The 23,062-nt window shown below is 67.2% G+C and carries 21 protein-coding genes and 1 tRNA gene; 12 read left to right on the top strand and 10 right to left on the bottom strand.

The window, feature by feature from the left end:
• Positions 1–31 precede the first annotated feature (31 nt).
• The 6 genes from AC3WLY_RS16675 (at position 32) to AC3WLY_RS16650 (ending at position 4,227) form a co-directional block, all read left to right on the top strand.
• Positions 32–107 (top strand) — tRNA-Phe (locus AC3WLY_RS16675).
• Positions 108–440: 333 nt separating this feature from the next.
• A complete protein-coding gene (gene queC, locus AC3WLY_RS16670; RefSeq protein WP_175963287.1) occupies positions 441–1,175 on the top strand; it encodes a 7-cyano-7-deazaguanine synthase QueC in 735 nt (244 codons plus the stop codon).
• Between the two features lie 75 nt (positions 1,176–1,250).
• Positions 1,251–1,883 carry a 7-carboxy-7-deazaguanine synthase gene (gene queE / locus AC3WLY_RS16665; protein WP_175963288.1) on the top strand — a complete coding sequence of 211 codons (633 nt, stop codon included), beginning with the start codon at positions 1,251–1,253 and terminating at the stop codon, positions 1,881–1,883.
• Positions 1,884–1,901: 18 nt separating this feature from the next.
• Positions 1,902–2,354, top strand: a complete 453-nt coding sequence (gene queD, locus AC3WLY_RS16660) for a 6-carboxytetrahydropterin synthase QueD (RefSeq protein ID WP_006477472.1) — start codon at positions 1,902–1,904, stop codon at positions 2,352–2,354.
• 314 nt (positions 2,355–2,668) lie between these two features.
• Complete coding sequence (locus AC3WLY_RS16655) at positions 2,669–3,454, top strand: HpcH/HpaI aldolase family protein (RefSeq protein ID WP_492332694.1); 786 nt, start codon at positions 2,669–2,671, stop codon at positions 3,452–3,454.
• Complete coding sequence (locus tag AC3WLY_RS16650) at positions 3,451–4,227, top strand: tetratricopeptide repeat protein (protein ID WP_105389501.1); 777 nt, start codon at positions 3,451–3,453, stop codon at positions 4,225–4,227. The genes AC3WLY_RS16655 and AC3WLY_RS16650 overlap by 4 nt, the downstream gene beginning before the upstream one ends.
• An 81-nt stretch (positions 4,228–4,308) precedes the next feature.
• Here AC3WLY_RS16650 and rodA read toward each other — a convergent pair whose 3' ends face one another.
• The 5 genes from rodA to AC3WLY_RS16625 all read right to left on the bottom strand — a co-directional run bounded on the left by rodA (position 4,309) and on the right by AC3WLY_RS16625 (position 10,866).
• Positions 4,309–5,457 carry a rod shape-determining protein RodA gene (rodA, locus tag AC3WLY_RS16645; RefSeq protein WP_175963290.1) on the bottom strand — a complete coding sequence of 383 codons (1,149 nt, stop codon included), beginning with the start codon at positions 5,455–5,457 and terminating at the stop codon, positions 4,309–4,311.
• 11 nt (positions 5,458–5,468) lie between these two features.
• Complete coding sequence (gene mrdA, locus AC3WLY_RS16640; RefSeq protein ID WP_492310078.1) at positions 5,469–7,748, bottom strand: penicillin-binding protein 2; 2,280 nt, start codon at positions 7,746–7,748, stop codon at positions 5,469–5,471.
• Between the two features lie 103 nt (positions 7,749–7,851).
• Positions 7,852–8,364, bottom strand: a complete 513-nt coding sequence (mreD, locus tag AC3WLY_RS16635) for a rod shape-determining protein MreD (RefSeq protein ID WP_006482567.1) — start codon at positions 8,362–8,364, stop codon at positions 7,852–7,854.
• Positions 8,361–9,413, bottom strand: coding sequence for a rod shape-determining protein MreC (mreC, locus tag AC3WLY_RS16630; RefSeq protein WP_492310079.1), 1,053 nt, complete (start codon positions 9,411–9,413; stop codon positions 8,361–8,363). Before mreC ends, mreD begins: the two co-directional genes overlap by 4 nt.
• Before the next feature lie 409 nt (positions 9,414–9,822).
• A complete protein-coding gene (locus AC3WLY_RS16625; RefSeq protein WP_004189550.1) occupies positions 9,823–10,866 on the bottom strand; it encodes a rod shape-determining protein in 1,044 nt (347 codons plus the stop codon).
• Positions 10,867–11,235: 369 nt separating this feature from the next.
• Between AC3WLY_RS16625 and gatC the strand changes: the two genes are divergently transcribed.
• The 5 genes from gatC to AC3WLY_RS16600 all read left to right on the top strand — a co-directional run bounded on the left by gatC (position 11,236) and on the right by AC3WLY_RS16600 (position 16,341).
• A complete protein-coding gene (gene gatC, locus AC3WLY_RS16620; RefSeq protein ID WP_072437604.1) occupies positions 11,236–11,535 on the top strand; it encodes an Asp-tRNA(Asn)/Glu-tRNA(Gln) amidotransferase subunit GatC in 300 nt (99 codons plus the stop codon).
• A gap of 65 nt (positions 11,536–11,600) precedes the next feature.
• The gene (gene gatA / locus AC3WLY_RS16615) at positions 11,601–13,091 is read left to right on the top strand and encodes an Asp-tRNA(Asn)/Glu-tRNA(Gln) amidotransferase subunit GatA (protein WP_175963293.1); all 1,491 of its coding nucleotides are present in this window, start codon (positions 11,601–11,603) and stop codon (positions 13,089–13,091) included.
• A 5-nt stretch (positions 13,092–13,096) separates the two neighbouring features.
• Entirely contained in the window at positions 13,097–14,569 is a 1,473-nt protein-coding gene (gatB, locus tag AC3WLY_RS16610; protein WP_425133228.1) for an Asp-tRNA(Asn)/Glu-tRNA(Gln) amidotransferase subunit GatB, read from the top strand.
• A 118-nt stretch (positions 14,570–14,687) separates the two neighbouring features.
• Positions 14,688–15,527 (top strand): polyphosphate kinase 2 family protein, encoded by an 840-nt coding sequence (locus AC3WLY_RS16605; RefSeq protein WP_175963295.1) that lies wholly within the window; start codon positions 14,688–14,690, stop codon positions 15,525–15,527.
• A 40-nt stretch (positions 15,528–15,567) separates the two neighbouring features.
• Positions 15,568–16,341, top strand: a complete 774-nt coding sequence (locus AC3WLY_RS16600; protein WP_175963296.1) for an exodeoxyribonuclease III — start codon at positions 15,568–15,570, stop codon at positions 16,339–16,341.
• 132 nt (positions 16,342–16,473) lie between these two features.
• Here AC3WLY_RS16600 and AC3WLY_RS16595 read toward each other — a convergent pair whose 3' ends face one another.
• Positions 16,474–17,526, bottom strand: coding sequence for an NAD(P)-dependent alcohol dehydrogenase (locus AC3WLY_RS16595; protein ID WP_492310080.1), 1,053 nt, complete (start codon positions 17,524–17,526; stop codon positions 16,474–16,476).
• Positions 17,527–17,755: 229 nt separating this feature from the next.
• Here AC3WLY_RS16595 and AC3WLY_RS16590 point away from each other — a divergent pair, with 229 nt between their 5' ends.
• Complete coding sequence (locus AC3WLY_RS16590; RefSeq protein WP_175963298.1) at positions 17,756–18,724, top strand: AraC family transcriptional regulator; 969 nt, start codon at positions 17,756–17,758, stop codon at positions 18,722–18,724.
• 20 nt (positions 18,725–18,744) lie between these two features.
• Here the strand turns inward: AC3WLY_RS16590 and AC3WLY_RS16585 are convergent, their stop codons facing one another.
• The 4 genes from AC3WLY_RS16585 to metX form a co-directional block, all read right to left on the bottom strand.
• Entirely contained in the window at positions 18,745–19,797 is a 1,053-nt protein-coding gene (locus tag AC3WLY_RS16585; RefSeq protein ID WP_492310081.1) for a M48 family metallopeptidase, read from the bottom strand.
• Positions 19,787–21,208 (bottom strand): AmpG family muropeptide MFS transporter, encoded by a 1,422-nt coding sequence (locus AC3WLY_RS16580; protein WP_034179338.1) that lies wholly within the window; start codon positions 21,206–21,208, stop codon positions 19,787–19,789. Before AC3WLY_RS16580 ends, AC3WLY_RS16585 begins: the two co-directional genes overlap by 11 nt.
• Positions 21,209–21,304: 96 nt before the next feature.
• Positions 21,305–21,913 carry a methionine biosynthesis protein MetW gene (gene metW, locus AC3WLY_RS16575; protein WP_034179337.1) on the bottom strand — a complete coding sequence of 203 codons (609 nt, stop codon included), beginning with the start codon at positions 21,911–21,913 and terminating at the stop codon, positions 21,305–21,307.
• A complete protein-coding gene (gene metX / locus AC3WLY_RS16570) occupies positions 21,910–23,055 on the bottom strand; it encodes a homoserine O-succinyltransferase MetX (RefSeq protein ID WP_175963300.1) in 1,146 nt (381 codons plus the stop codon). The genes metW and metX overlap by 4 nt, the downstream gene beginning before the upstream one ends.
• Between the last annotated feature and the right edge of the window lie 7 nt (positions 23,056–23,062).

The raw sequence follows: 23,062 nt of genomic DNA, 5'->3' as shown, positions 1-23,062 counted from the left end.
GGGAAAGCTCGATATACTTTCATTCTTCGTTGGCCCGGTAGCTCAGTTGGTAGAGCAGCGGATTGAAAATCCGCGTGTCGATGGTTCGATTCCGTCCCAGGCCACCAGCAGTTCCAACCCCAAGAATCGGAAGGTTCTTGGGGTTTTTCGTTTGTGGTGGGCATCGCGTGCGCGGCAGCATTCGCGCAGGCATGATAAAATCCGTTCCCGCTCAATGACTTAGCGCATCGCTGCGCACGGCAGGCTGCCGGTGATGCGCCGCCGTGACGCGCGGCAACGATGCCGCGCGATGGGCGGTATAAGCGCTCCGCCGCGTTCGCGGCCGACCGCGCTGCCTATACTGGTCGAGCCGGCGCAGGCCGGTACGCGTCGGGCCGCCCGGCGGCAGCCGGCCCCGGGGCGCAGCGCGACGCGAGCCTACACATTCACGGAGTATCACGGTGATTCGGACAGACGCTAAAGACGGCGCGCTCGTGTTGTTTTCCGGCGGGCAGGACTCGGCCACGTGCGTGGCGTGGGCCCTCGAACGCTACCAGACGGTCGAGACCCTCGGCTTCGATTACGGCCAGCGTCATCGTGTCGAGCTCGAATGCCGCGAAGGCGTGCGCGAAGCGCTGAAGCGCGACTTTTCCGCGTGGACGGACCGGCTCGGCGACGATCACATGATCGACCTGTCGGTGCTCGGCGCGATCAGCGATACCGCGATGACGCGCACGATCGAGATCGAGACGACGGCGAACGGCCTGCCGAACACGTTCGTGCCGGGCCGCAACCTGCTGTTCATGACGATCGCCGCGGCGATCGCGTATCGCCGCGGGCTGCGTGTGCTGGTCGGCGGGATGTGCGAGACCGATTTTTCGGGCTACCCCGACTGCCGCGACGATACGATGAAGGCGCTGCAGGTCGCGCTGAATCTCGGGATGGACACGCGCATCGTGCTCGAGACGCCGCTGATGTGGCTCGACAAGGCGCAGACGTGGCAGCTCGCCGAACAGCTCGGCGGCGAAGCGCTCGTCGAACTGATCCGCGTCGAGACGCACACGTGCTACGTGGGCGAGCGCGCGGAACTGCACGACTGGGGCTTCGGCTGCGGCGAGTGCCCGGCCTGCAAGCTGCGCAAGCGCGGCTACGAGGCCTACCTGAAGGGCGAGCGGGTGACCGAAGCGCCGCTGTGACGCGGCTGCGCCGGCAGCGCTTGATGAATAACGGATTCTGATCGACAACGAGCGGCGCGAGCCGGACGACGGACGATGACTTACGCGGTCAAGGAAATTTTCTACACGTTGCAGGGCGAGGGCGCGAACGCGGGCCGGCCGGCCGTGTTCTGCCGGTTCGCCGGCTGCAACCTGTGGTCGGGCCGCGAAGAGGATCGCGAAGAGGCCGTGTGCCGCTTCTGCGATACGGACTTCGTCGGCACCGACGGCGAGAACGGCGGCAAGTTCAAGGACGCCGAAGCGCTCGTCGCGACGATCGCCGGCCTGTGGCCGGGCGGCGAAGCGCACCGCTTCGTCGTCTGCACGGGCGGCGAGCCGATGCTGCAGCTCGACCAGCCGCTCGTCGACGCGCTGCACGCGGCCGGCTTCGAGATCGCGATCGAGACCAACGGCTCGCTGCCGGTGCTCGAATCGATCGACTGGATCTGCGTGAGCCCGAAGGCCGACGCGCCGCTCGTCGTCACGAAGGGCAATGAACTGAAGGTCGTGATCCCGCAGGACAACCAGCGGCTGGCCGATTATGCGAAGCTCGACTTCGAGTATTTCCTCGTCCAGCCGATGGACGGCCCGTCGCGCGACCTCAATACGAAGCTCGCGATCGACTGGTGCAAGCGTCATCCGCAGTGGCGCCTGTCGATGCAGACCCACAAATATCTGAACATTCCCTGAGCCCCGGCTTTTGACATCGTGCTGATTACCCGAAAACTCGAATTCGACGCGGGCCACCGCATTCCCGATCACCGCAGCCAATGCAGGAACCTGCACGGCCATCGCTACGTGCTCGAAATCACGTTGCGCGGCGATCTCGTCGATACCGAGGGCGCTCCCGACCGCGGCATGGTGATGGATTTCGCCGACGTGAAGGCGCTCGCGATGGAGCACCTAGTCAGCAAGTGGGACCATGCATTCCTGGTCTATGCGCGCGACGACGTCGTGCGCTCGTTCCTCGAACAGATGGCCGACCACAAGACTGTCGTGATCGACCGGATCCCGACCGTCGAGAACCTCGCGGCGATCGCGTTCGACCTCCTCGCGAACGTGTACGACGCGCACTACGGCGTGAACCTGCGCCTCGAGCGCGTGCGCCTGTACGAAACGCCGAACTGCTGGGCCGACGTCGAGCGCCAGCCCGGCCGCTGATCCTGCCTTCCCGGCAGCCCCGCCGGCCGGCGCGGGCTGCCCGTCACCGTGCCCTGCGGCCTCGTCCCGCGCCGGCGCTGCTTCCCGTCCGTTCCCACATTCCGCGTAACGCCGCGCTATGATCGTTGCGTGGCACTCGTAAAACGCACCCGTGCGCGGTCGCGCGGCCCGCGCTGTCAGATCGGCTGTTCACGGCCGACTAACGCTGAAGGGCGCGGTCTGGCGCCGCCGCGCTGTGCTGCCCGGCGTGTTGCGCCCCGCTTCGCCCGATGCTTGTCCCGTTCGATTGCCGTTCCGTCCAGGAGGCCGTATCGATGAGCACGCTCACCAATTCCCTCAAACAACGCCTGCGCGACGGCGACGAGCCGCTGTATGGCCTGTGGCTGTCGCTCGGCAGCGACTCGGCCGCGGAAGCGCTCGCGCACGCCGGCTACGACTGGCTCTGCATCGACATGGAGCACGCGCCGAACGACAGCCGCGACGTCGTGTCGCAGTTGCGCGCGATCGCCGCCGCGCACCTGCCGAGCGAACCCGTCGTGCGCGTGCCGGCGCGCGAGCCGTGGCTCGTGAAGCGCGCGCTCGACGCCGGCGCGCGCACGCTGATGTTTCCGTGCATCGAGACGCCCGACGGCGCCGCGCACGCGGTGCGGCTCACGCGCTTCCCGTCGCCGGAGTCGCCTGACGGGCTGCGCGGCGTCGCGGGCATGGTGCGTGCGGCGGCGTTCGGCATGCGCCGCGATTACGTGCAGACGGCGAACGCGCAGGTCGCGGTGATCGTGCAGATCGAATCGGCGCGCGGCGTCGACGAAGTCGAGCGGATCGCGGCGACGCCCGGTGTCGACTGCCTGTTCATCGGCCCGGCCGATCTCGCGGCGAGCCTCGGGCATCTCGGCGACATCCGCCACCCGGACGTCGAAACCGCGATGGCGCGCGTGCTCGCGGCCGGCAAGCAGGCCGGCGTCGCGGTCGGCATTTTCGCGGGCGACACGGCGGGCGCGCGGCAGTACCGCGACGCCGGCTATCGGATGATCACGCTGTCGGCCGACGTGAGCTGGCTGCTGCGTGCGACGCGGCAAGCGCTGCAGGAGGTACGGTCATGAACGGCGGCGACGGCGCGTCTTGCGGGCGCGCGCAGGGTGCGGCCGGTGCGCGCGGGCGGTTCGGCGCGATGCTCGGCCTGTGGGCCGTGTGTGTCGCGGCGGCCGCGCAGGGTGCGCCGCAAGCGAAGCCCGATCCGTCGCGCGAGACGCAATCGGCGGTCGCCGACTACAACGCCGGCGACTATCGCGCGGCGCTGGTGCAGTTCCACGACGCGGCCGAGCGCGGCGACCGTCTCGCGCAGTTCAACTACGCGATGATGCTGCTGACGGGCGAAGGCGTGACGGCGAACGTCGACGAAGGGTTGCGCTGGCTGAAGCGCGCGGCCGACGCGAACATGTCGCATGCGCAGTACGTGTACGGCCGGATGTTCGACGACGGCGAGTTCGTCGCGCGCAATCCGGCCGAAGCGCATCGCTGGTTCCTGCGGGCGGCGAAGCAGGGGCACGTGCAGGCCGAGCTGTCGCTCGCGAACCAGTTCCTCGACGGGCGCGGCACGCCGCGCGACAACCGGCAGGCGTTCGCGTGGTACAAGCAGGCCGCCGATGCGGGCGAGCCAACCGCGCAGTACGTGACCGCGTCGTTCTACGAGCGCGGCGGCGACGGCGTTGCGCAGAACCTGAACATCGCGCGGGCCTATTACGCGGCGGCTGCCGCGCAGGGCGACGAGACGGCCGGATTGAAATTCAAGGAGTTGAGCGCGCGGCTGAAGGCGCAGGGGCCGGCGTCGGGCGTCGGTGCTGAGCCGGGGAGCCCGCGCGCGGCACCGCAGTGAGTGGGCGCCGCGCCGCGTTGCCGCGTTCGAAACGCACGATAAAAAAACGGCGCCGGGGCGCCGTTCTTCTTTGCCGCGTGGTCAGCTCTTCATCAGCCGCCGCTGTCGCCCGACGCTCATGATCATCCCGATCGCGATGCCGAGCGTCGCGAGCGCGGTGCCGCCGTAGCTCATGAACGGCAACGGCACGCCGACGACCGGCAGCACGCCGCTCACCATCCCGATGTTGACGAACGCATAGACGAAGAACGCGAGCGTGAGCGAGCCCGCGAGCAGGCGGCCGAACAGCGTCGCGCCCTGCGCGGCGATATAGAGCCCGCGCGCGATCAGCGCCATATACAGCGTCAGCAGCACGATCCCGCCGACCAGCCCCCATTCCTCCGAGAACACCGCGAAGATGAAGTCGGTGTGCTTCTCCGGAATGAATTCGAGGTGCGCCTGCGTGCCTTTCAGGTAGCCCTTGCCGAGCGCGCCGCCCGAGCCGATCGCGATCACGGCCTGGATCGTGTGGAAGCCCTTGCCGAGCGGGTCGGAGGTCGGGTCGAGCAGCGTGCACACGCGGTGCTTCTGGTAGTCGTGCATCAGCGGCCACTGCACTTCGGGCTGGCAGATGCGATCCTCGAACACGGCGATCGACCCGACCGCGATCACGCCCGCGACGAGCACCGGCACGATCAGCTTGAACGACAGGCCGGCGAGGTAGATCACGAAGAAGCCGGCCGCGAACACGAGCAGGCCCGTGCCGAGGTCGGGCTGCTTCGCGATCAGTCCGACCGGCACCATCAGGATCCCGAACGCGGCGAGGAAGTCGTACCAGCGCAGCCCGCCTTCGCGGCGCTGGTAGTACCACGCGAGCATCAGCGGCGTCGCGATCTTGAGGATCTCCGACGGCTGGATCACGACGCCGACGTTCAGCCAGCGCTTCGCGCCCTTCTTCGTCATCCCGAACAGCGCGACCGCGATCAGCAGCGCGACCCCGAACGTATAGAGCGGGACCGCGAAGCGCATCAGCGTGGTCGGCGGGATGTTGGCGATCACCCACATCAGCACGAACGTCAGCAGGATGTTGCGCAACTGGTCCTCGACGCGGCCCGGCATGTCGATCGCCGCGCTGTACAGCGTGACGATGCCGACGCACAGCAGCAGGAACACGATGAGGGCGAGCGGGCGGTCGAAGCCCGCGAACATCTGCTTGATCTTGTCGAGCCAGGCGCGCTTGTCGAATTGCATGCCTTTCTCCGTTAATGAGCGGCGCCGGTGTCCGCCGCTTTCGCGGGGGCCGTCGCGCGGTGGTTGTCGTCCCGCGGCGTGGCGACGAGCGGCTGCGCATCGCTGGCGGGCCGGCGCGGCCGGTGCGGGCGCCGGATCGGCGGCAGGCTCGCGGCCATCGGCGCCGCGGCGCTCGCCGGCTGCGCTGCGTTTGCACCGGCCGCACCCGACGCATCGGGCGCCGACGCGGCCGATGCCGCATCCGCCGCGCTGGCCGCGGTCGGCACGACGGGCTGCGGCAGCGTCTTGAAGCCGGCCGCGACGGCGGCGGGCTTGTTCGCATCGCCGATCACCGGTGCATTGACGGGTTCGGTCGCCGACGCCGCGGCAGCCACGGCCGCGGCTTCGTTCTGCGGGTTCTGGCGCTCGACGAGGAAGAAGTCGAGCACGCGGCGCGCGATCGGGCCCGCGGCCTGCGCGCCCCAGCCGCCGTTCTCGACGACCAGCGCCAAGGCGATCTGCGGATGGTCGACCGGCGCGTACGCGATGAACAGCGCGTGGTCGCGCAGATGCTCGGCGAGCAGGTGGCCCTTGTAGTTGGAGCCCTGCAGCGAGAACACCTGAGCGGTACCGGTCTTGCCGGCGGCGAGATACGGCACGCCGCGGAACACCTTGTAAGCGGTGCCGGACGGGTTCTCGATCACGTTCTCCATCCCGCGCTTCACGACGTCGATGTCGGCTTGCTTGAGCGGGATCGTTTCACTTTCCTTCGGCACGGTCAGGCGGCGCCCGCGCGTGATCGGATCCTCGACTTCCTTCACGAGGTGCGGCTTCATCACGATGCCGTTGTTCGCGAGCGTCGCGGTTGCGTGCGCGAGCTGCAGGATCGTGAACGAGTTGTAGCCCTGGCCGATCCCGAGGCTGATCGTCTCGCCGTCGAACCACTTCTGCTGCGCGGCCTTCTTGAACGCCTTCTTCTTCCAGTCGGTCGACGGCAGGATCCCGCGCGCCTCGCCCTGGATGTCGATCCCGGTGATCTGGCCGAAGCCGAACGGCTTCATGAAGTTCGCGATCGCGTTCACGCCGAGGTCGCGCGCGAGCATGTAGAAGTAGGTGTCGTTCGACACCATGATCGCCTTGTTCATGTCGACCCAGCCCTGGCCCGAGCGCACGTCGTTGCGGAACGTGTGGCCGCCGAACGTGAAGTAGCCGGGATCCTGGAACCCCCAGCCCGGCGAGCGCTTGCCGAGCGTCAGGCCCGCGAGCGCCATGAACGGCTTGTACGTCGAGCCGGGCGGGTAGGTGCCGTGCAGCGGGCGGTTCAGCAGCGGCTTGTCGGTCGAGTTGTTCAGCTCGTCCCAGGTCTGCTGGTCGATGCCGTCGACGAACGAATTCGGGTCGAAGCTCGGCGACGACACGAACGCGAGCACGTCGCCCGTCTTCGGCTCGATCGCGACGAGCGCGCCGCGCTTGCCGGCGAACGCCTGCTCGGCGACCTGCTGCAACCCGATGTCGAGCGACAGCACGAGATTGTTGCCGGGCGTCGCCTGCGTGCGCGACAGCGTGCGCACGGGCCGGCCGCCGGCCGTCACCTCGACTTCCTCGAAGCCGGTCAGCCCGTGCAGCTCGGTCTCGTAGCTCTGCTCGACGCCGATCTTGCCGATGTAGTCGGTGCCCTTGTAGTTGTTCGCGTCGCGGCGCGGATCGTAGTTTTCCTGGTCGCTGTCGTTGTCGTCGCTCATCGCGTCGATGCGATCCTGGTCGCGCTTCGAGATTCGGCCGATGTAGCCGATCACGTGTGCGGCCGTCGTGCCGAGCGGATATTGGCGGAACAGCCGCGCGCGCACGTCGACGCCGGGGAAGCGGAAACGCTGCGCGGTGAAGCGCGCGACTTCCGCGTCGGTGAGCCGCGTGCGGATCGGCAGGCTCTCGAAGTTCTTCGAGTCTTCCTGCAGCTTCTTGAAGCGGCGGCGGTCGCGTGCGTCGATCGGGATGATCTCGGACAGCTTGTCGATCGTGTTGTCGAGCGTGTCGTCGAGCTTCGACGGCGTGATCTCGAGCGTGTACGCCGAATAGTTCTTCGCGAGGATCACGCCGTTGCGGTCGGTGATGATCCCGCGGTTCGGCACGATCGGCGCGACCGAGATGCGGTTTTCCTCGGCCTGCAGCGCGTATTTGCCGTGTTGCATCAACTGCAGGTAGAAGAAGCGGCTCGCGAGCAGCCCGAAGCAGACGAACACGAACACGCCCGCCGCCGCGACGCGCAGGCGGAACTTCGAGAGCTGCTGTTGGGTGTCGTTGAATTCGGTCATGCGGTTGAGCGTCTATCCGACCCGCGCGCGGGCGGGCGAGGTGCCGCCCCGGAGCGCGGCGCGCGGCGGGTTTGGGGGCGGCGGGTATTCAAGGTCGTCCGGCTCAGATGGGGCGCGTGTCGTCCGGATCGACCGGGCGACGTTGCGGCATCAGCAGCAGGTGGCTCGCGATCGGCCACAGCGCGGCCTCGACGAAGCCGTCGACCAGGTAGCGCCAGCCCGGGAACGCGGCGCCCATCAAGAGACGGATCACGAACGGCACGAGCTGCGCGACGACGAGCAGCGGCGTGACATACAGCACCTGCACGCCGATCGGCATCCACAGCACGCGGCGGTGGATCGTGATCGCGCCGTACGACAGCAGCGTATAGGCGAGCGCGTGCTCGCCGAGCAGCCCCGCGTCATGCACGTCCATCAGGATGCCGAGCGCGAACGCGACGCCCATCCCGACCTTGCGCGGCTGGTGGATGTTCCAGAACAGCAGCACGAGCGCGACGAAGTCGGGCACGCCGGGCAGGCGGCCCCACGGCATCAGGTTCAGCAGGAATGCGGCGGCGAGGCTGAAGACGATGAAGTACGGATTGACCGGCTGCAGGATGTATTGCGGGCGGTTCATCGCTGGGCTCCTGGTTGCCCGGCCGCGGGCTTCGCGGGTGCAGCGGCGGGCGCAGCCGGCGCGGGCTTCGCGCCGGGCTGGGCGGCGGCGGCCGGCTTTGCGTTCGCGTCGGCCTTGTCGGCTTTCTCGCCCTTCGCGGCGGCTTTCGCGCCCTTCTTGCCGCCCTTCGCGTTCTTGTCGGCGGCCGGTTCGAGCTCGGCCGGGCGCGGCGGGATGTCGTTCTGGTAATGCAGCACGAGCATCTGGCGCGCGCCGCGCACGGCCGCGACCGGCGCGCACGTCACGCGCGCGAATGCGGTATCGGCGAGCTTGTCGACGCGCACGACCTTCGCGACCGGCAGGCCGGGCGGATAGACGCCGTCGAGGCCGCTCGTGACGAGCTCGTCGCCGGCGAGGAGATCCGCGCTCGTCGGCACGAAGCGCAGGTCGAGCGAATCGCCCTTCGGCGTGCCGTAGATCACGCTGCGCAGGCCGGTGCGCAGCACCTGCACCGGAATCGCGAGATCGCGGTCGGTGACCAGCGTGACTTCGGACTGCAGCGGGAACACGCGCGTGACCTGGCCGACCACGCCGTCCTCGCTGACCACGGGCGCGCCGTTCTGGATGCCCTGCTGCGAACCTTGCCCGACCACGATCTTCTGCGTGAACGGATCGCTCGTGTCGTACTGGATCTCGACCGGCGTTGATTGCGTCGCGATGTGCTGGCGCAGCTCGAGCACCGCGCGCAGGTGCATGTTTTCCTGCGCGAGCACGGCGGCCTGGTTGGCCTGCGTCGACAGTTGCAGGTTGCGCTTGCGGAGGTTGTCGTTCTCGTGGCGCAGCGATGCGCCGGTGACAGCGATGTCGGCCGCGCCCATGAACAGGTCGCGCGGCACGAGCGCCACGCGCTGCAGCGGATAGAGCACGGTGCCGAGCACGCCGCGCAGGATTTCGAGCGTGCTGAAGCGCGCGTCCGACACGAGGAGCGCGATGGCGAGGGCAACGAAGAAGATGAGCCGCGCGAGCGCGGGCGGACCTTGCTTGAAGAGGGGCGGCGGACTGTATTCCATGGTCGGCGCCGGGCGCGTGTGATCGGTTAAATGATGCTCAGACGCGCAAACGGCGCGGCGGTTCGTTCTGAACGAGCGATCCGGCCACGCCGCAGGTGCGTCATGTCAAGAAATCTGGGGGGCTGTTTTCCCATGAAACGTGCGTGCGTTGACCCGAAACGGGCCGCTCGCAAGGATCGCGACGCCGCGAATACTTGACGTATTCGCAAGGAGCATGACGCAGCGAGCGGCCCGTTTCGGGTCAACCCCAAATTTAAAATTCGTTTCACGGGAATGCCCGAAATCGGCCGCATGGCGGCGTCGTTCGTCGCTTGTTTGGCGCGGCCAAACGGCGCTCCTCACTTCTTGCCCTGCGACCGATTTCGGGCATTCGCACGTACGTTTCATGGGAAAACAGCCCCCTAGACGATCACTCGTACGAGAAGATGCTGCCCAGCTTGTCCATGCGCTCGAGCGCCATGCCCGAACCGCGCACGACGCAGGTGAGCGGATCTTCCGCGACGAGCACCGGCAGGCCGGTTTCTTCCGCGAGCAGGCGGTCGAGGTCGCGCAGCAGCGCGCCGCCGCCCGTCAGCATCATCCCGCGTTCGGCGATGTCGGCGCCGAGTTCCGGCGGCGTTTGTTCGAGCGCGATCTTCACCGACGACACGATCTGGTTCAGCGGATCGGTCAGCGCTTCGAGGATTTCGTTGCTGGAGATCGTGAAGCTGCGCGGAATGCCTTCCGACAGGTTGCGGCCCTTCACTTCCATTTCCTTGACTTCGGAGCCCGGGAACGCGGAGCCGATTTCCTTCTTGATCGCCTCGGCCGTTTGTTCGCCGATCAGCATCCCGTAGTTGCGGCGGATGTAGTTGACGATCGCTTCGTCGAACTTGTCGCCGCCGACGCGCACCGAGCCCTTGTATACGATGCCGCCGAGCGAGATCACGCCGACTTCCGTCGTGCCGCCGCCGATGTCGACGACCATCGAGCCGGTGGCTTCCGATACCGGCAGGCCCGCGCCGATCGCGGCCGCCATCGGCTCCTCGATCAGGTAGACCTGCGATGCGCCGGCGCCGTGCGCGGCTTCCTTGATCGCGCGGCGCTCGACCTGGGTCGAGCCGCACGGCACGCAGATGATGATGCGCGGCGACGGCGAGAACATGCGCGACTCGTGCGCCGTCTTGATGAACTGCTTGATCATCTGCTCGGTGACGGTGAAGTCGGCGATCACGCCGTCCTTCATCGGGCGGATCGCCTCGATGTTGCCCGGCACCTTGCCGAGCATCTGCTTGGCTTCCTTGCCGACCGCCTGGATCGTCTTCTTGCCGTTGGGGCCGCCTTCCTGACGAATCGACACGACGGACGGTTCATCGAGCACGATGCCCTTGCCGCGCATGTAGATCAGGGTGTTTGCGGTGCCGAGATCGATCGCGAGATCGTTGGAGAAGTAGCTGCGCAAAAAACCGAACATTCAGAATCCTGTTTCGCTCTGGGCCGGCCCTGCATAGCGAACGCTGAGGGCGGGCAGCGGAAAAAATAACAGCCTCGGGAAGCGTGGCGGAAGCGACCGCCGCGGCGCACGAAGCTGCGAGTGATGTCTACCGGGGATCGCACGAAGCACGCACGGCTTGCCGAAGCGGGGCGAAACGGTGCGGGAAAAGGCTGCCGGGTTTGGGTCGAACGCGTAATGATACCTTATAATTTCACGGTATTTGAATCGAAACGGGCGGTATTTTTGCCGCTTCGGTCCCGATTTTTGAGGGTGGGATCGCACCCTCCAACCCCCCGCAGCAGCGCTGCTTTCGATGCGCTGCACAGCCTTGTTTTTTCCGGTGATCGCATGGCCCTGACCCTGACCGATGTGAAACGCATCGCGCACCTGGCGCGACTCGAAATGGCCGACGCCGACGCCGAGCACATGCTCGGCCAGCTCAATGAATTCTTCGGCCTCGTCGAGCAGATGCAGGCGGTCGACACCGCCGGCATCGCGCCGCTCGCCCACCCGATCGAACAGATCCAGGAAGTCGCGCAGCGCCTGCGCGACGACGCCGTGACGGAAATCGTCCATCGCGACGACAACCAGCGCCCGGCGCCGGCCGTCCAGGACGGCCTCTATCTCGTGCCGAAGGTGATCGAGTAAGCATTCGACGACAAGCGCGCCGGCCAGCGCCGCGCGCCACCCAGAATTCCCAGGAAAACCACTCAATGCACGCAAAAAGCCTGACCGAACTGCGCGCCGCGCTCGCCGCCAAGGAATGCTCGGCCGTCGAGCTCGCGCAGCACTACCTGAAACGGATCGACGCCGCGCGCGGCCTGAACGCGTTCGTCCACGTCGACGCCGATCTGACCCTCGCGCAGGCGAAAGCCGCCGATGCCGAGCTCGCGCGCGGCGCGGGCGGCGCGCTGACCGGCCTGCCGATCGCGCACAAGGATGTGTTCGTCACGCGCGGCTGGCGCTCGACCGCCGGCTCGAAGATGCTCGCGAATTATGAAAGCCCGTTCGACGCGACCGTCGTCGCCCGCCTGCAGGCGGCCGGCATGGTCACGCTTGGCAAGACCAACATGGACGAGTTCGCGATGGGCTCGTCGAACGAGAACTCGGCGTTCGGCGCGGTGAAGAACCCGTGGGACACGAACGCGGTGCCGGGCGGCAGCTCGGGCGGCAGCTCGGCCGCCGTCGCCGCGCGCCTCGCGCCGGCCGCGACCGGCACCGACACCGGCGGCTCGATCCGCCAGCCCGCGTCGTTCGCGGGCGTGACGGGCATCAAGCCGACCTACGGCCGCGTGTCGCGCTACGGGATGATCGCGTTCGCGTCGTCGCTCGACCAGGGCGGCCCGATGGCGCAGAGCGCGTCCGACTGCGCGCTGCTGCTGAACGCGATGGCCGGTTTCGACGAGCGCGACTCGACGAGCCTCGAGCGCGACGACGAGGATTTCACGCGCCACCTCGGCCAGCCGTGGGCGGCCGGCAACGATGCGGGCAAGCCGCTCGCGGGCCTGCGCATCGGCCTGCCGAACGAGTATTTCGGCGACGGCCTCGCCGACGACGTGCGCGCGGCGATCGACGCGGCACTTAAAGCATATGAAGCGCTCGGCGCGACGCTCGTGCCCGTGTCGCTGCCGAAGACGGAACTGTCGATCCCCGTGTACTACGTGATCGCGCCGGCCGAGGCGTCGTCGAACCTGTCGCGTTTCGACGGCGTGCGCTTCGGCCATCGCGCCGCGCAGTACGGCGACCTGCTCGACATGTACAAGAAGTCGCGCGCCGAAGGCTTCGGCCCCGAGGTGAAGCGCCGGATTCTCGTCGGCGCGTACGTGCTGTCGCACGGCTACTACGACGCGTACTACCTGCAGGCGCAGAAGATCCGCCGCATCATCGCGCAGGATTTCCAGGAAGCGTTCAAGTCCTGCGACGTGATCATGGGCCCGGCATCGCCGACGGTCGCATGGGATCTCGGCGCGAAGGGCGACGATCCGGTGCAGATGTATCTCGCGGATATCTACACGCTGTCGGTGAGCCTCGCCGGCCTGCCCGGCATGAGCGTGCCGTGCGGCTTCGGCGCGGGCGCGAACGCGAAGCGCCCGGTCGGCCTGCAGATCATCGGCAACTATTTCAACGAAGCCCGGATGCTGCAGGTCGCCGACGCGTTCCAGCGCGCGACCGACTGGCACAAGCAAGTTCCGGCGGGAGTGTAAGCACCATGACTCAATGGGAAGTCGTTATCGGTCTCGAGACGCACGCGCAACTGTCGACCGTCTCGAAGATTTTCTCGGGCGCGTCGACGCAGTTCGGCGCCGAGCCGAACACGCAGGCCTGCCCGGTCGACCTGGCACTGCCGGGCGTGCTGCCGGTGTTGAACCGCGGTGCGGTCGAACGCGCGATCCGCTTCGGTCTCGCGATCGGCTCGACCATCGCGCCGCGCAGCATCTTCGCGCGCAAGAATTATTTCTACCCCGATCTGCCGAAGGGCTATCAGATCAGCCAGTACGAGATTCCGGTCGTGCAGGGCGGCTCGATCACGATCCAGGTGCCCGCCAACGAAAAGGCCGGCAAGCCGGCGTACGAGAAGACGGTCAACCTGACCCGCGCGCACCTCGAGGAAGATGCGGGCAAGTCGCTGCATGAAGACTTCGCCGGGATGACGGGGATCGACCTGAACCGCGCGGGCACGCCGCTGCTCGAGATCGTCACCGAGCCGGAAATGCGCAGTGCGGCCGAGGCCGTGGCCTATGCGAAGGCGCTGCACGGCCTCGTCGTGTGGCTCGGCATCTGCGACGGCAACATGCAGGAAGGCTCGTTCCGCTGCGACGCGAACGTGTCGGTGCGCCCGGTCGGCCAGGAGAAGTTCGGCACGCGCGCGGAAATCAAGAACCTGAACTCGTTCCGGTTCCTCGAGGAAGCGATCAACTACGAAGTGCGACGCCAGATCGAGCTGATCGAGGACGGCGGCGAAGTCGTGCAGGAAACCCGGCTCTACGACCCGGACAAGCGCGAGACGCGTTCGATGCGCAGCAAGGAAGACGCGCACGACTACCGCTACTTCCCCGACCCCGACCTGATGCCGCTCGTGATCGGCCAGGACTGGATCGAGCGCGTGCAGTCCGGGATGCCCGAGCTGCCGGCCGCGATGCAGCAGCGCTTCGTCGAGCAGTACGGCGTGTCCGCGTACGACGCGGGCGTGCTGACGTCGAGCAAGGCGATGGCCGCGTATTTCGAGGCCGTGGTCGCGAAGGCCGGCGCCGCGAACGCGAAGATCGCCGCGAACTGGCTGATGGGCGACGTGTCGTCGCAACTGAACCGCGACGGCATCGAGATCGACGCGATTCCGGTGTCGGCGGCCCAGCTTGCACTCGTGCTGCAGCGCATCGCCGACGGCACGATCTCGAACAAGATCGCGAAGGAAATCTTCGCAACGATCTGGGACGAGAAGGCGGACGACGAAGGCGCGGCCGACCGCATCATCGACGCGAAGGGGCTGAAGCAGATCTCCGACACCGGCGCGCTGGAAGCGATCATCGACGAGGTGCTCGCGGCGAACGCGAAGTCGGTCGAGGAATTCCGCGCGGGCAAGGAAAAGGCGTTCAACGCGCTGATCGGCCAGGCGATGAAGGCGACGAAGGGCAAGGCCAATCCGCAGCAGGTCAACGAACTGCTGAAGAAGAAGCTCGGCTGAACATGATCGCGCGCCTGAGCCGCGCTTGACGACGGGCCGCCCCGAACCTGTTCGGGGCGGCCCGTCGCGTTTGGTGGATGCGTTATCGTATGCACCACACCGCCCAACGGAGGAACGAATGGCGAAACAACCGTCGCTCGACGATTTCCGCGTGCCGTACAGCACGCGCGAGAAGGAAGCCGCCGCATTCAAGCTCGATGCGTTCGACCCGGCCGCGAAGCCGTTCTCGTCCGGTTCGAAGGAAGCCGACCGCGAACGGCTGTCGGCCGTGTCGACCGAGCTCGACGTGCAGCAGGAACGCCTGCACACGCAGCAGAAGAAGCGCGTGCTGCTCGTGCTGCAGGGGATGGATACCAGCGGCAAGGACGGCACCGTGCGCGCGGTGTTCCGCGAGGTCGATCCGCTCGGCCTGCGCGTCGTGTCGTTCAAGGCGCCGACGCCGATCGAAGCCGCGCACGATTTCCTGTGGCGCGTGCACGCGCAGGTGCCGGCCGCGGGCGAGCTCGCGATCTTCAATCGCAGCCACTATGAAGACGTGCTCGTGCCGCGCGTGCTCGATACGATCGACAGCAAGGAATGCGAGCGCCGCTACCGGCAGATCCGCGATTTCGAGACGATGCTCTTCGAGAACGGCACGACGATCGTCAAATGCTTCCTGCACATCTCGAAGGACGAGCAGCGCGAGCGGCTGCAGGCGCGCATCGACGATCCGACCAAGCACTGGAAGTTCGACATCGCCGATCTCGACGCGCGCAAGCACTGGGACGCGTACCAGTCCGCATACCGCGACGCGCTCGCCGCGACGTCGGCCGAGCATGCGCCGTGGTACGTGATCCCGGCGGACTCGAAGACGCATCGCAACGTGATGATCGCCGAGCTGCTGCTGCGCACGATGACCGACATGAAGCTGGAATTCCCGCCGCCGAAGCCCGAGCTCGAAGGCGTGAAGATCCGTTAAGCTGCCACCCTGTAAAACATCGAACTGAACGGAACCCGACATGATGCGAGTGATTACCGCCAACCTGAACGGCATCCGCTCCGCCGCGAAGAAGGGCTTCTTCGACTGGCTCGGCGAGCAGAACGCCGATTGCGTGTGCGTGCAGGAAATCAAGGTATCGGCCGACGACCTGCCGACCGAATTCGTCGAGCCGCACGGCTTCAGGAGCTATTTCCACCACGCCGAGAAGAAGGGCTACAGCGGCGCGGGCGTGTACAGCCGCCACGAGCCCGACGACGTGATCATCGGTTTCGGCAGCAGCGAATTCGATGCCGAGGGGCGCTACGTCGAGGCGCGCTACGGCAAGCTGTCGGTCGTGTCGGTGTACGTGCCGTCCGGCTCGAGCGGCGAAGAGCGCCAGCAGGCGAAGTACCGCTTCATGGACGAGTTCATGCCGCACCTCGCCCAGCTCAAGAAGAAGCGCGAAGTGATCCTGTGCGGCGACGTGAACATCGTCCACAAGGAAATCGACATCAAGAACTGGAAGAGCAACCAGAAGAACTCGGGCTGCCTGCCGGAGGAACGCGAGTGGCTCACGAAGCTGTTCGACGATGTCGGTTATGTCGACGTGTTCCGCACGCTCGACCAGCGCCCCGAGCAGTACACGTGGTGGAGCAACCGCGGCCAGGCGTACGCGAAGAACGTCGGGTGGCGGATCGACTACCAGATCGCGACGCCCGGCGTGGCCGGTACCGCGAAAAGCACGTCGATCTTCAAGGACATCAAGTTCAGCGATCATGCGCCGCTGACGGTGGACTACGACTACAAGAAGTGACCGCCGGCGCTACGCAGAGTGCGTAGCGGTCGAACCATCCGGTCGCCGGATGCAGAACGGGCCGCATGTCGAACATGCGGCCCGTTTCGTTTTTGCTTCGGCGCGGCGATCGTGCATGCCGCCCGGCGGCGCTCACTGCTTGATCGACGCCATGTCCACCACGAACCGGTACTTCACGTCGCTCTTCAGCATCCGCTCGTAGGCCTCGTTGATCTGCTGCATCGGGATCGTTTCGATATCCGACGTGATGCCGTGCTCCGCGCAGAAGTCGAGCATTTCCTGCGTTTCCGCGATCCCGCCGATCAGCGAGCCCGCGAGGCGGCGGCGCTTGAAGATCAGGTTGAACACCTGCGGCGACGGATGGTCGTGCTCCGGCGCGCCGACGAGCGTCATCGTGCCGTCGCGCTTCAGCAGGTTCAGGAACGGGTTCAGGTCGTGCTGCGCGGCGACGGTGTTCAGGATGAAGTCGAAGCTGTTCAGGTGCGCGTTCATCTGCGCTGCGTCCTTCGAGATCACGACTTCGTGCGCGCCGACGCGCTTGCCGTCCTCGATCTTCGACGGCGACGTCGTGAACAGCACGACGTGCGCGCCCATCGCACGCGCCAGCTTCACGCCCATGTGGCCGAGCCCGCCGAGGCCGACGATGCCGACCTTCTTGCCGGGGCCGACGTTCCACTGCCGCAGCGGCGAGTAGGTCGTGATCCCCGCGCACAGCAGCGGCGCGGCGCCGGCCGGGTCGAGCGTCTCCGGCACGCGCAGCACGAACGCCTCGTCGACGACGAGCTGCGTCGAATAGCCGCCGTACGTGACGTCGCCCGTCACGCGATCCTGGCCGTTGTAGGTGCCGACGAAGCCGTTCTCGCAATACTGCTCGAGGCCGTCGGCGCAGCTCGCGCAGGTGCGGCACGAATCGACGAGGCAACCGACGCCGACCAGCTCGCCGACCTTGAAGCGCGATACCTGCGGGCCGGTCGCGGTCACGCGGCCGACGATTTCATGGCCCGGCACGACCGGGTAGATCGTGTTGCGCCATTCGTTGCGTGCCTGGTGCAGGTCCGAGTGGCAGACGCCGCAGTAGAGGACGTCGATCTGGACGTCGAGATCGCGCAGCGCGCGACGCTGGAATTCGAACGGGGCGAGCGGCGATTGCGAATCGGTCGCCGCGTAAGCGTAGGTGGTGCTCATGCAGGGGGCTCCTTGTCCGGGAAAAACATCCGGCGAAACAGACTGCCGTCGCATCATGTGGCGATGCGGCGAGGCAGGACGTCATCGTAAGGAGCGCGGCGCCGCGGCGAAATACACGAAGGTCTGGAAGATTTGCCTATTCCTCTCGAATTGCACGCGAACGGCCGTCAAAACACATTCACGGTGCTACATTTCAAGCCAGATTCTCTTGCCGGACAGGACCGCGCCGATGAGCTTCCAGCCCCTTTTCGCCGACACGGGCGAGCGCGTGCAGCGCCGCATGATCGAACTGCACACGCGCCTCGCGCCGAACGAGGGCGACACGCTCGCGGCGCTCGACGGCGTGCGCTTCATCCGCGTGAGCCGTCCCGTGCCGCGCATGCCCGTGCTGTACGAACCGAGCATCATCGTGGTGTGCCAGGGGCGCAAGCTCGGTTATCTCGGCGACCGCTCGTTCGTCTACGACGCGCAGCAGTATCTCGTGCTGTCGGTGCCGCTGCCGTTCGAATGCGAGACTTTCGCGAGCATGGACGAGCCGTTTCTCGCGATCTCGATCCGCGTCGATCTCGCGGTGATCGCCGAACTCGCGATCCTGCTCGACGAGACGCTCGGCGCGGCCGCCAGCGAGCCGCTCGGCGTCTATTCGACGCCGCTCGACGCGCCGCTGGCCGACGCGGTCGTGCGGCTGCTCGAAGCGCTCGCGTCGCCGCACGACACGTGTGTGCTGGGGCCGGCAATCATGCGCGAGATCGCGTATCGCGTGCTGACGGGCGCGCAGGGCGACGCGATCCGCGCGGCGCTCGTGCAGCAGCATCACTTCGGCCGCATCGCGAAGGCGCTGCGGCGCATTCACGTCGACCTGAAGGCCGACCTCGACGTCGAGACGCTCGCGCGCGAGGCCGGGATGAGCCTCGCGGTGTTCCACGCGCAGTTCAAGCACGTGACGGCGACGTCGCCGATGCAGTACGTGAAAGCCGCGCGGCTGCATCAGGCGCGGCTGATGATGGTGCAGGACGGAGTCGGCGCCGGCACGGCCGCTGCCCGCGTCGGTTATGCGAGCGCGTCGCAGTTCAGCCGCGAGTTCAAGCGGCTGTTCGGCCGCAGCCCGGGTGACGAAGTGCGCTGGATGCGCGAGAGCGGCAGCCGTCCGGCGGGCGCAGCGTCGGCCAAGCCGGCCGCGGCGGATGTCGGCGCATGACGATCGGCGTCGCGCGCCGCTCAGCGCCGCACGATCTTGCGTCGCTGCGCGCTGATGCCCGCGTAGTCGGGCAGCGTGTCGATGCGCTTGGCCGTAGCCTTCGCGTACAGCGGCATCAGGTCCGGCAGGCGGTTCAGCAGATCCTGGCGCCGGGCCGTGCTGTACGGGTGCGTGTAGATGAAGCCCGACGCCTTGTTCGCGCGTGTCGCGACCGCGAGCTTGTCCCACAGCGTGATCGCCGCGCGCGGATCGAAGCCCGCGCGTGCGGCGATGTCGCCGCCGATCACGTCGGCTTCGGTCTCGTCGGTCGGGTCGTAACGGAGCGCCTGCAGGCGCTCGCCGAGGTTCAGTGCCTGAGGCAGCGGATCGCCGACGCCGAACAGCGGCGGCAGCGTAGCCGCGCGCAGCGACGTCTGCGAGGTTGCGCTGAAGTTGCTGCGCGCGTGTTCGCGCAGCGCGTGCGCGATGCCGTGTGCGAGCAGCACGCCGAGTTCGTCGTCGTTCAGGCGGATGCGCTCGAGCAGGCCGCCGTACACGAGCACCTTGCCGCCCGGCAGGCAGGTCAGGCGGATGTCGCGCGAGCGGATCACGTTGACGTCCCACGCCCAGTTCTTCACGCGATCGTTCCACTTCACCGAATACGGCGCGAGCTTCGCGACGATCGCGCGCAGGCGCTTCACGCGCGGCTGGTTCGCGCCGAGCAGACGGTTGCTGTCGGCGGCCGCCTGCACGATCTGCGCGTATTCGTTCCCGGTGAGCTGCTCGAGCAGCGGCGACGGAAGCAGCGTGCGGAACGCGATCTCGTTACCGTAGCGAACTTGCTGCGGCGTCGGCGTATACGCCTTCGCCGACACGGCGGCGCCGGTCGGCTGCGCGGCTTCGGCGGCGGACGGCGGGACGGGCGTGGCGGAAGTCGCCGGCGTGGATGACGTTGCCTGCGCAGCGGCCGGCGCGGAGCCCGCCGCGGTCGCGCCGGCGTCGGCCGCATGCGCGAACCCCGCGGCGAGTGCCGCGGCACCGACGCTCAGCGAAGCCGTAACGCGCGCGACGCGGTGCAGGCGGTTACTGAGCACGGCTGGCCTCGCCGTTGCGTGCGGCACCGTTCCACGGCGCGATCCTGAACAGCAGCAGCATGCCGGGAATCGCGAGCGCGGTGCACACGATGAAGTAGTCGAACCAGCCGATCTTCGCGACGATGAAGCCGCTCGCGGCCGATGCGAGCGTGCGCGGCACCGATGCGAGGCTCGTGAACAACGCGAACTGCGTGGCCGTGTAGCGCGGGTCGGTCGTGCTGGCGATATACGCGACGAACGCGGCCATCGTCAGGCCCGTCGTGAAGGTTTCGACGCCGTACACGATCGCGAGCGCGACCGTCATCGGGCTGAATTGCGGCGCGACGGCAATGCCGAACACCGACAGCGCCGATGCGATCGCATGGCTCGTCGAAACGGTGAAGTCGTAGAGCACCGCGAGCACGGGCGAACCGGGGCCGAGCTGCGCGAGCCACGCGAAGCCGAGCGTCGACACCATCTGCAGCGCGCCGAAGATCCACAGCCCGCGGCCGATGCCGATCTTCACGAGCCAGACGCCGCCGATGATGCCGCCGGCGACGCTCGCGACGAGCGCGGTGGTTTTCGCGACGATGCCGATCTCGGTGCGCGTGAAGCCGATGTCGAGGAAGAACGACGTCGACAGCGTGGTCGCCATCGTGTCGCCGATCTTGAACAGGAAGATGAACGCGATGACGAGCAGCGCGCCGGTCCAGCCGTCGCGCTGGATGAATTCGCGGAACGGCAGCACGATTGCGTCGCGCAGGTTGCGCGGCGGTGCGCCGACCACTTCGGGCTCGCGCACGACGAGCGTCATCAGGATGCCCGGCAGCATGAACGCGCCGGTAATCGCGAACACGACGTCCCACGGCATGTGATCCGACAGGATCAGCGCCAGCGAGCCGGGGATCAGCGCGGCGAGCTTGTACGCGTTCACGTGCACCGCGTTGCCGAGGCCCTGCTCGGTGTCGCGCAGCAGCTCGCGGCGGTACGCGTCGATCACGATGTCGGAGCTCGCGCCGAAGAACGCGACGAGCGTCGTGAGCGCGGCAACCGTCCAGATCGAATCGCGCGGCGACACGAAGCCGAGCGCGGCGATCGCGCCCGCGACCAGCACCTGCGTGAGCAGCATCCAGCCGCGCCGCCTGCCCGGCTGCCAGCCGGGCAGGCGCGGCAGGTAGCGGTCCATCAGCGGCGCCCACAGGAACTTCCACGTATACGGGAACTGGATCAGCGCGAACAGGCCGATTTCCTTCAGGTTCACGCCCTCGGAGCGCAGCCAGGCCTGCACGAGGTAGACGAGCGTGAACAGGGGCAGGCCCGACGTGAAGCCCAGGAACACGCAGATCAGCATGTGCGTGTTCAGATAGGCTCGCCAGCCGGGGTGATCCTCGTGAGCGGTGAGTGCGGGCGCCTCGTGTGGCGTTTTCGACATGGACTGGAACTGGGTAGCGTTGACTGATTGCGGCGGCAGCGCGCGGCGGGGGGAGCTGCGCGGGCCGGGCCCGGCGTCCGTCAACGGCCCCCCGGCTCAGCTGCGCTTGACGCGGTAGACAGCAAGACTACCACGCCAGTTCGCTCCCCATCGAATCGGCTGGCCTTCGTGCAGCACGACGCGATCGAGGATCGTGACGCCGACTTCGGGCGCGAGCGCCTCGAAATCCTTGATCGTCAGCACCCGCACGTTCGGCGTGTTGTGCCACTGGTACGGCAGCGATTTCGACACGGGCATCCGGCCGTGCAGCACCGACAGCCGGTGCGGCCAGTAGCCGAAGTTCGGGAACGACACGATGCACTCGCGGCCGACGCGCGCCGTCTCGCGCAGGATCGCGGCCGTCTGGTGGATCGTCTGCAGCGTTTGCGACAGGATCGCGATGTCGAAGCTGTGGTCCTCGAACAGGCGCAGGCCGTCCTCGAGGTTCTGCTGGATCACGTTGATGCCGTTCTTCGCGCTTGCGAGCACGCCCGCGTCGTTCAGTTCGATCCCGTAGCCGGTGACGTCCAGTTCCTCCATCAGCAGCGCGAGCAGCGAGCCGTCGCCGCAGCCGAGGTCGAGCACGGTCGAGCGCGGCTCGACCCAGCGTGCGATCGTGCGGAAGTCCGCGCGCGCGGACAGGGAATTCAGCGCTTGCTGGTTCATACGCCCACCTCGTTGGCGATTCGTTCGTAATACGCGCGGATCAGGTTGTGATAGCGCGCGTCGTCGAGCAGGAACGCGTCGTGGCCGTGCGGCGCGTCGATCTCCGCGTAGCTGACCGTGCGCTTGTTGTCGAGCAGCGCCTTCACGATTTCGCGCGAACGCGCGGGCGCGAAACGCCAGTCGGTCGAGAAGCTCGCGATCAGGTATTTCGCCTGCGTTTGCGCAAGCGCGGCGGTCAGGTTGCCGTCGAACGCCTTCGCCGGATCGAAGTAGTCGAGCGCACGCGTGATCAGCAGGTAGGTGTTCGCGTCGAAGTAGTCGGCAAACTTGTCGCCCTGGTAGCGCAGGTACGACTCGACCTCGAACTCGACGTCGAAGCTGAAGTTGTACGCGTCGAGCGCGCCGTCGGCGCGGCGCAGCGCGCGGCCGAATTTCTCGGCCATGTCGTCGTCCGAAAGATACGTGATGTGGCCGATCATCCGCGCGACGCGCAGGCCGCGCTTCGGCTTCACGCCGTGCGCGTAGTAGTCGCCGCCGTGGAAGTCGGGATCGGACAGGATCGCCGAGCGCGCGACCTCGTTGAACGCGATGTTCTGCGCGGACAGCTTCGGCGTCGACGCGATGTCGATGCAGTGCGCGACGCGCTCCGGATACATCAGGCTCCATGCGAGTGCCTGCATCCCGCCGAGGCTGCCGCCCATCACGGCGGCGAAGCGCTCGATGCCGAACGCATCGGCGACGCGCGCCTGCGCATGCACCCAGTCCTCGACGGTGACGACCGGAAAGCGTGCGCCGTACGGCTTGCCCGACGACGGGTCGATGCTCATCGGGCCGGTCGAGCCGAAACACGAGCCGAGGTTGTTCACGCCGATCACGAAGAAGCGGTTGGTGTCGAGGGGCTTGCCGGGGCCGACCATGTTGTCCCACCAGCCGGTGCTGCGCGGATCGTCCGCGTAGACGCCGGCGACGTGATGCGACGCGTTGAGCGCGTGGCAGACGAGCACCGCGTTCGAGCGCGCGGCGTTGAGCTCGCCGTACGTCTCGACGACGAGCTGATAGTTGCCGAGCGCGCTGCCGCTTTGCAAGCGCAGCGGTTCGGCGAAGTGCATGGTCTGTGGAGCGACGATGCCGATCGATTCCATTCGTTCC

Source organism: Burkholderia sp. FW306-1C-G01B, from assembly GCF_058781685.1.
This window is presented reverse-complemented; position numbering and strand designations above follow the sequence as displayed.

Bases quoted from the DNA above. Each gene is read 5' to 3' on its own strand.
- queE (WP_175963288.1), top strand. From the start codon at position 1,251: ATGACTTACGCGGTCAAGGAAATTTTCTACACGTTGCAGGGCGAGGGC.
- AC3WLY_RS16655 (WP_492332694.1), top strand. From the start codon at position 2,669: ATGAGCACGCTCACCAATTCCCTCAAACAACGCCTGCGCGACGGCGAC.
- AC3WLY_RS16650 (WP_105389501.1), top strand. From the start codon at position 3,451: ATGAACGGCGGCGACGGCGCGTCTTGCGGGCGCGCGCAGGGTGCGGCC.
- rodA (WP_175963290.1), bottom strand. From the start codon at position 5,457: ATGCAATTCGACAAGCGCGCCTGGCTCGACAAGATCAAGCAGATGTTC.
- mrdA (WP_492310078.1), bottom strand. From the start codon at position 7,748: ATGACCGAATTCAACGACACCCAACAGCAGCTCTCGAAGTTCCGCCTG.
- mreD (WP_006482567.1), bottom strand. From the start codon at position 8,364: ATGAACCGCCCGCAATACATCCTGCAGCCGGTCAATCCGTACTTCATC.
- mreC (WP_492310079.1), bottom strand. From the start codon at position 9,413: ATGGAATACAGTCCGCCGCCCCTCTTCAAGCAAGGTCCGCCCGCGCTC.
- AC3WLY_RS16625 (WP_004189550.1), bottom strand. From the start codon at position 10,866: ATGTTCGGTTTTTTGCGCAGCTACTTCTCCAACGATCTCGCGATCGAT.
- gatC (WP_072437604.1), top strand. From the start codon at position 11,236: ATGGCCCTGACCCTGACCGATGTGAAACGCATCGCGCACCTGGCGCGA.
- gatA (WP_175963293.1), top strand. From the start codon at position 11,601: ATGCACGCAAAAAGCCTGACCGAACTGCGCGCCGCGCTCGCCGCCAAG.
- gatB (WP_425133228.1), top strand. From the start codon at position 13,097: ATGACTCAATGGGAAGTCGTTATCGGTCTCGAGACGCACGCGCAACTG.
- AC3WLY_RS16605 (WP_175963295.1), top strand. From the start codon at position 14,688: ATGGCGAAACAACCGTCGCTCGACGATTTCCGCGTGCCGTACAGCACG.
- AC3WLY_RS16600 (WP_175963296.1), top strand. From the start codon at position 15,568: ATGATGCGAGTGATTACCGCCAACCTGAACGGCATCCGCTCCGCCGCG.
- AC3WLY_RS16595 (WP_492310080.1), bottom strand. From the start codon at position 17,526: ATGAGCACCACCTACGCTTACGCGGCGACCGATTCGCAATCGCCGCTC.
- AC3WLY_RS16590 (WP_175963298.1), top strand. From the start codon at position 17,756: ATGAGCTTCCAGCCCCTTTTCGCCGACACGGGCGAGCGCGTGCAGCGC.
- AC3WLY_RS16580 (WP_034179338.1), bottom strand. From the start codon at position 21,208: ATGTCGAAAACGCCACACGAGGCGCCCGCACTCACCGCTCACGAGGAT.
- metW (WP_034179337.1), bottom strand. From the start codon at position 21,913: ATGAACCAGCAAGCGCTGAATTCCCTGTCCGCGCGCGCGGACTTCCGC.
- metX (WP_175963300.1), bottom strand. From the start codon at position 23,055: ATGGAATCGATCGGCATCGTCGCTCCACAGACCATGCACTTCGCCGAA.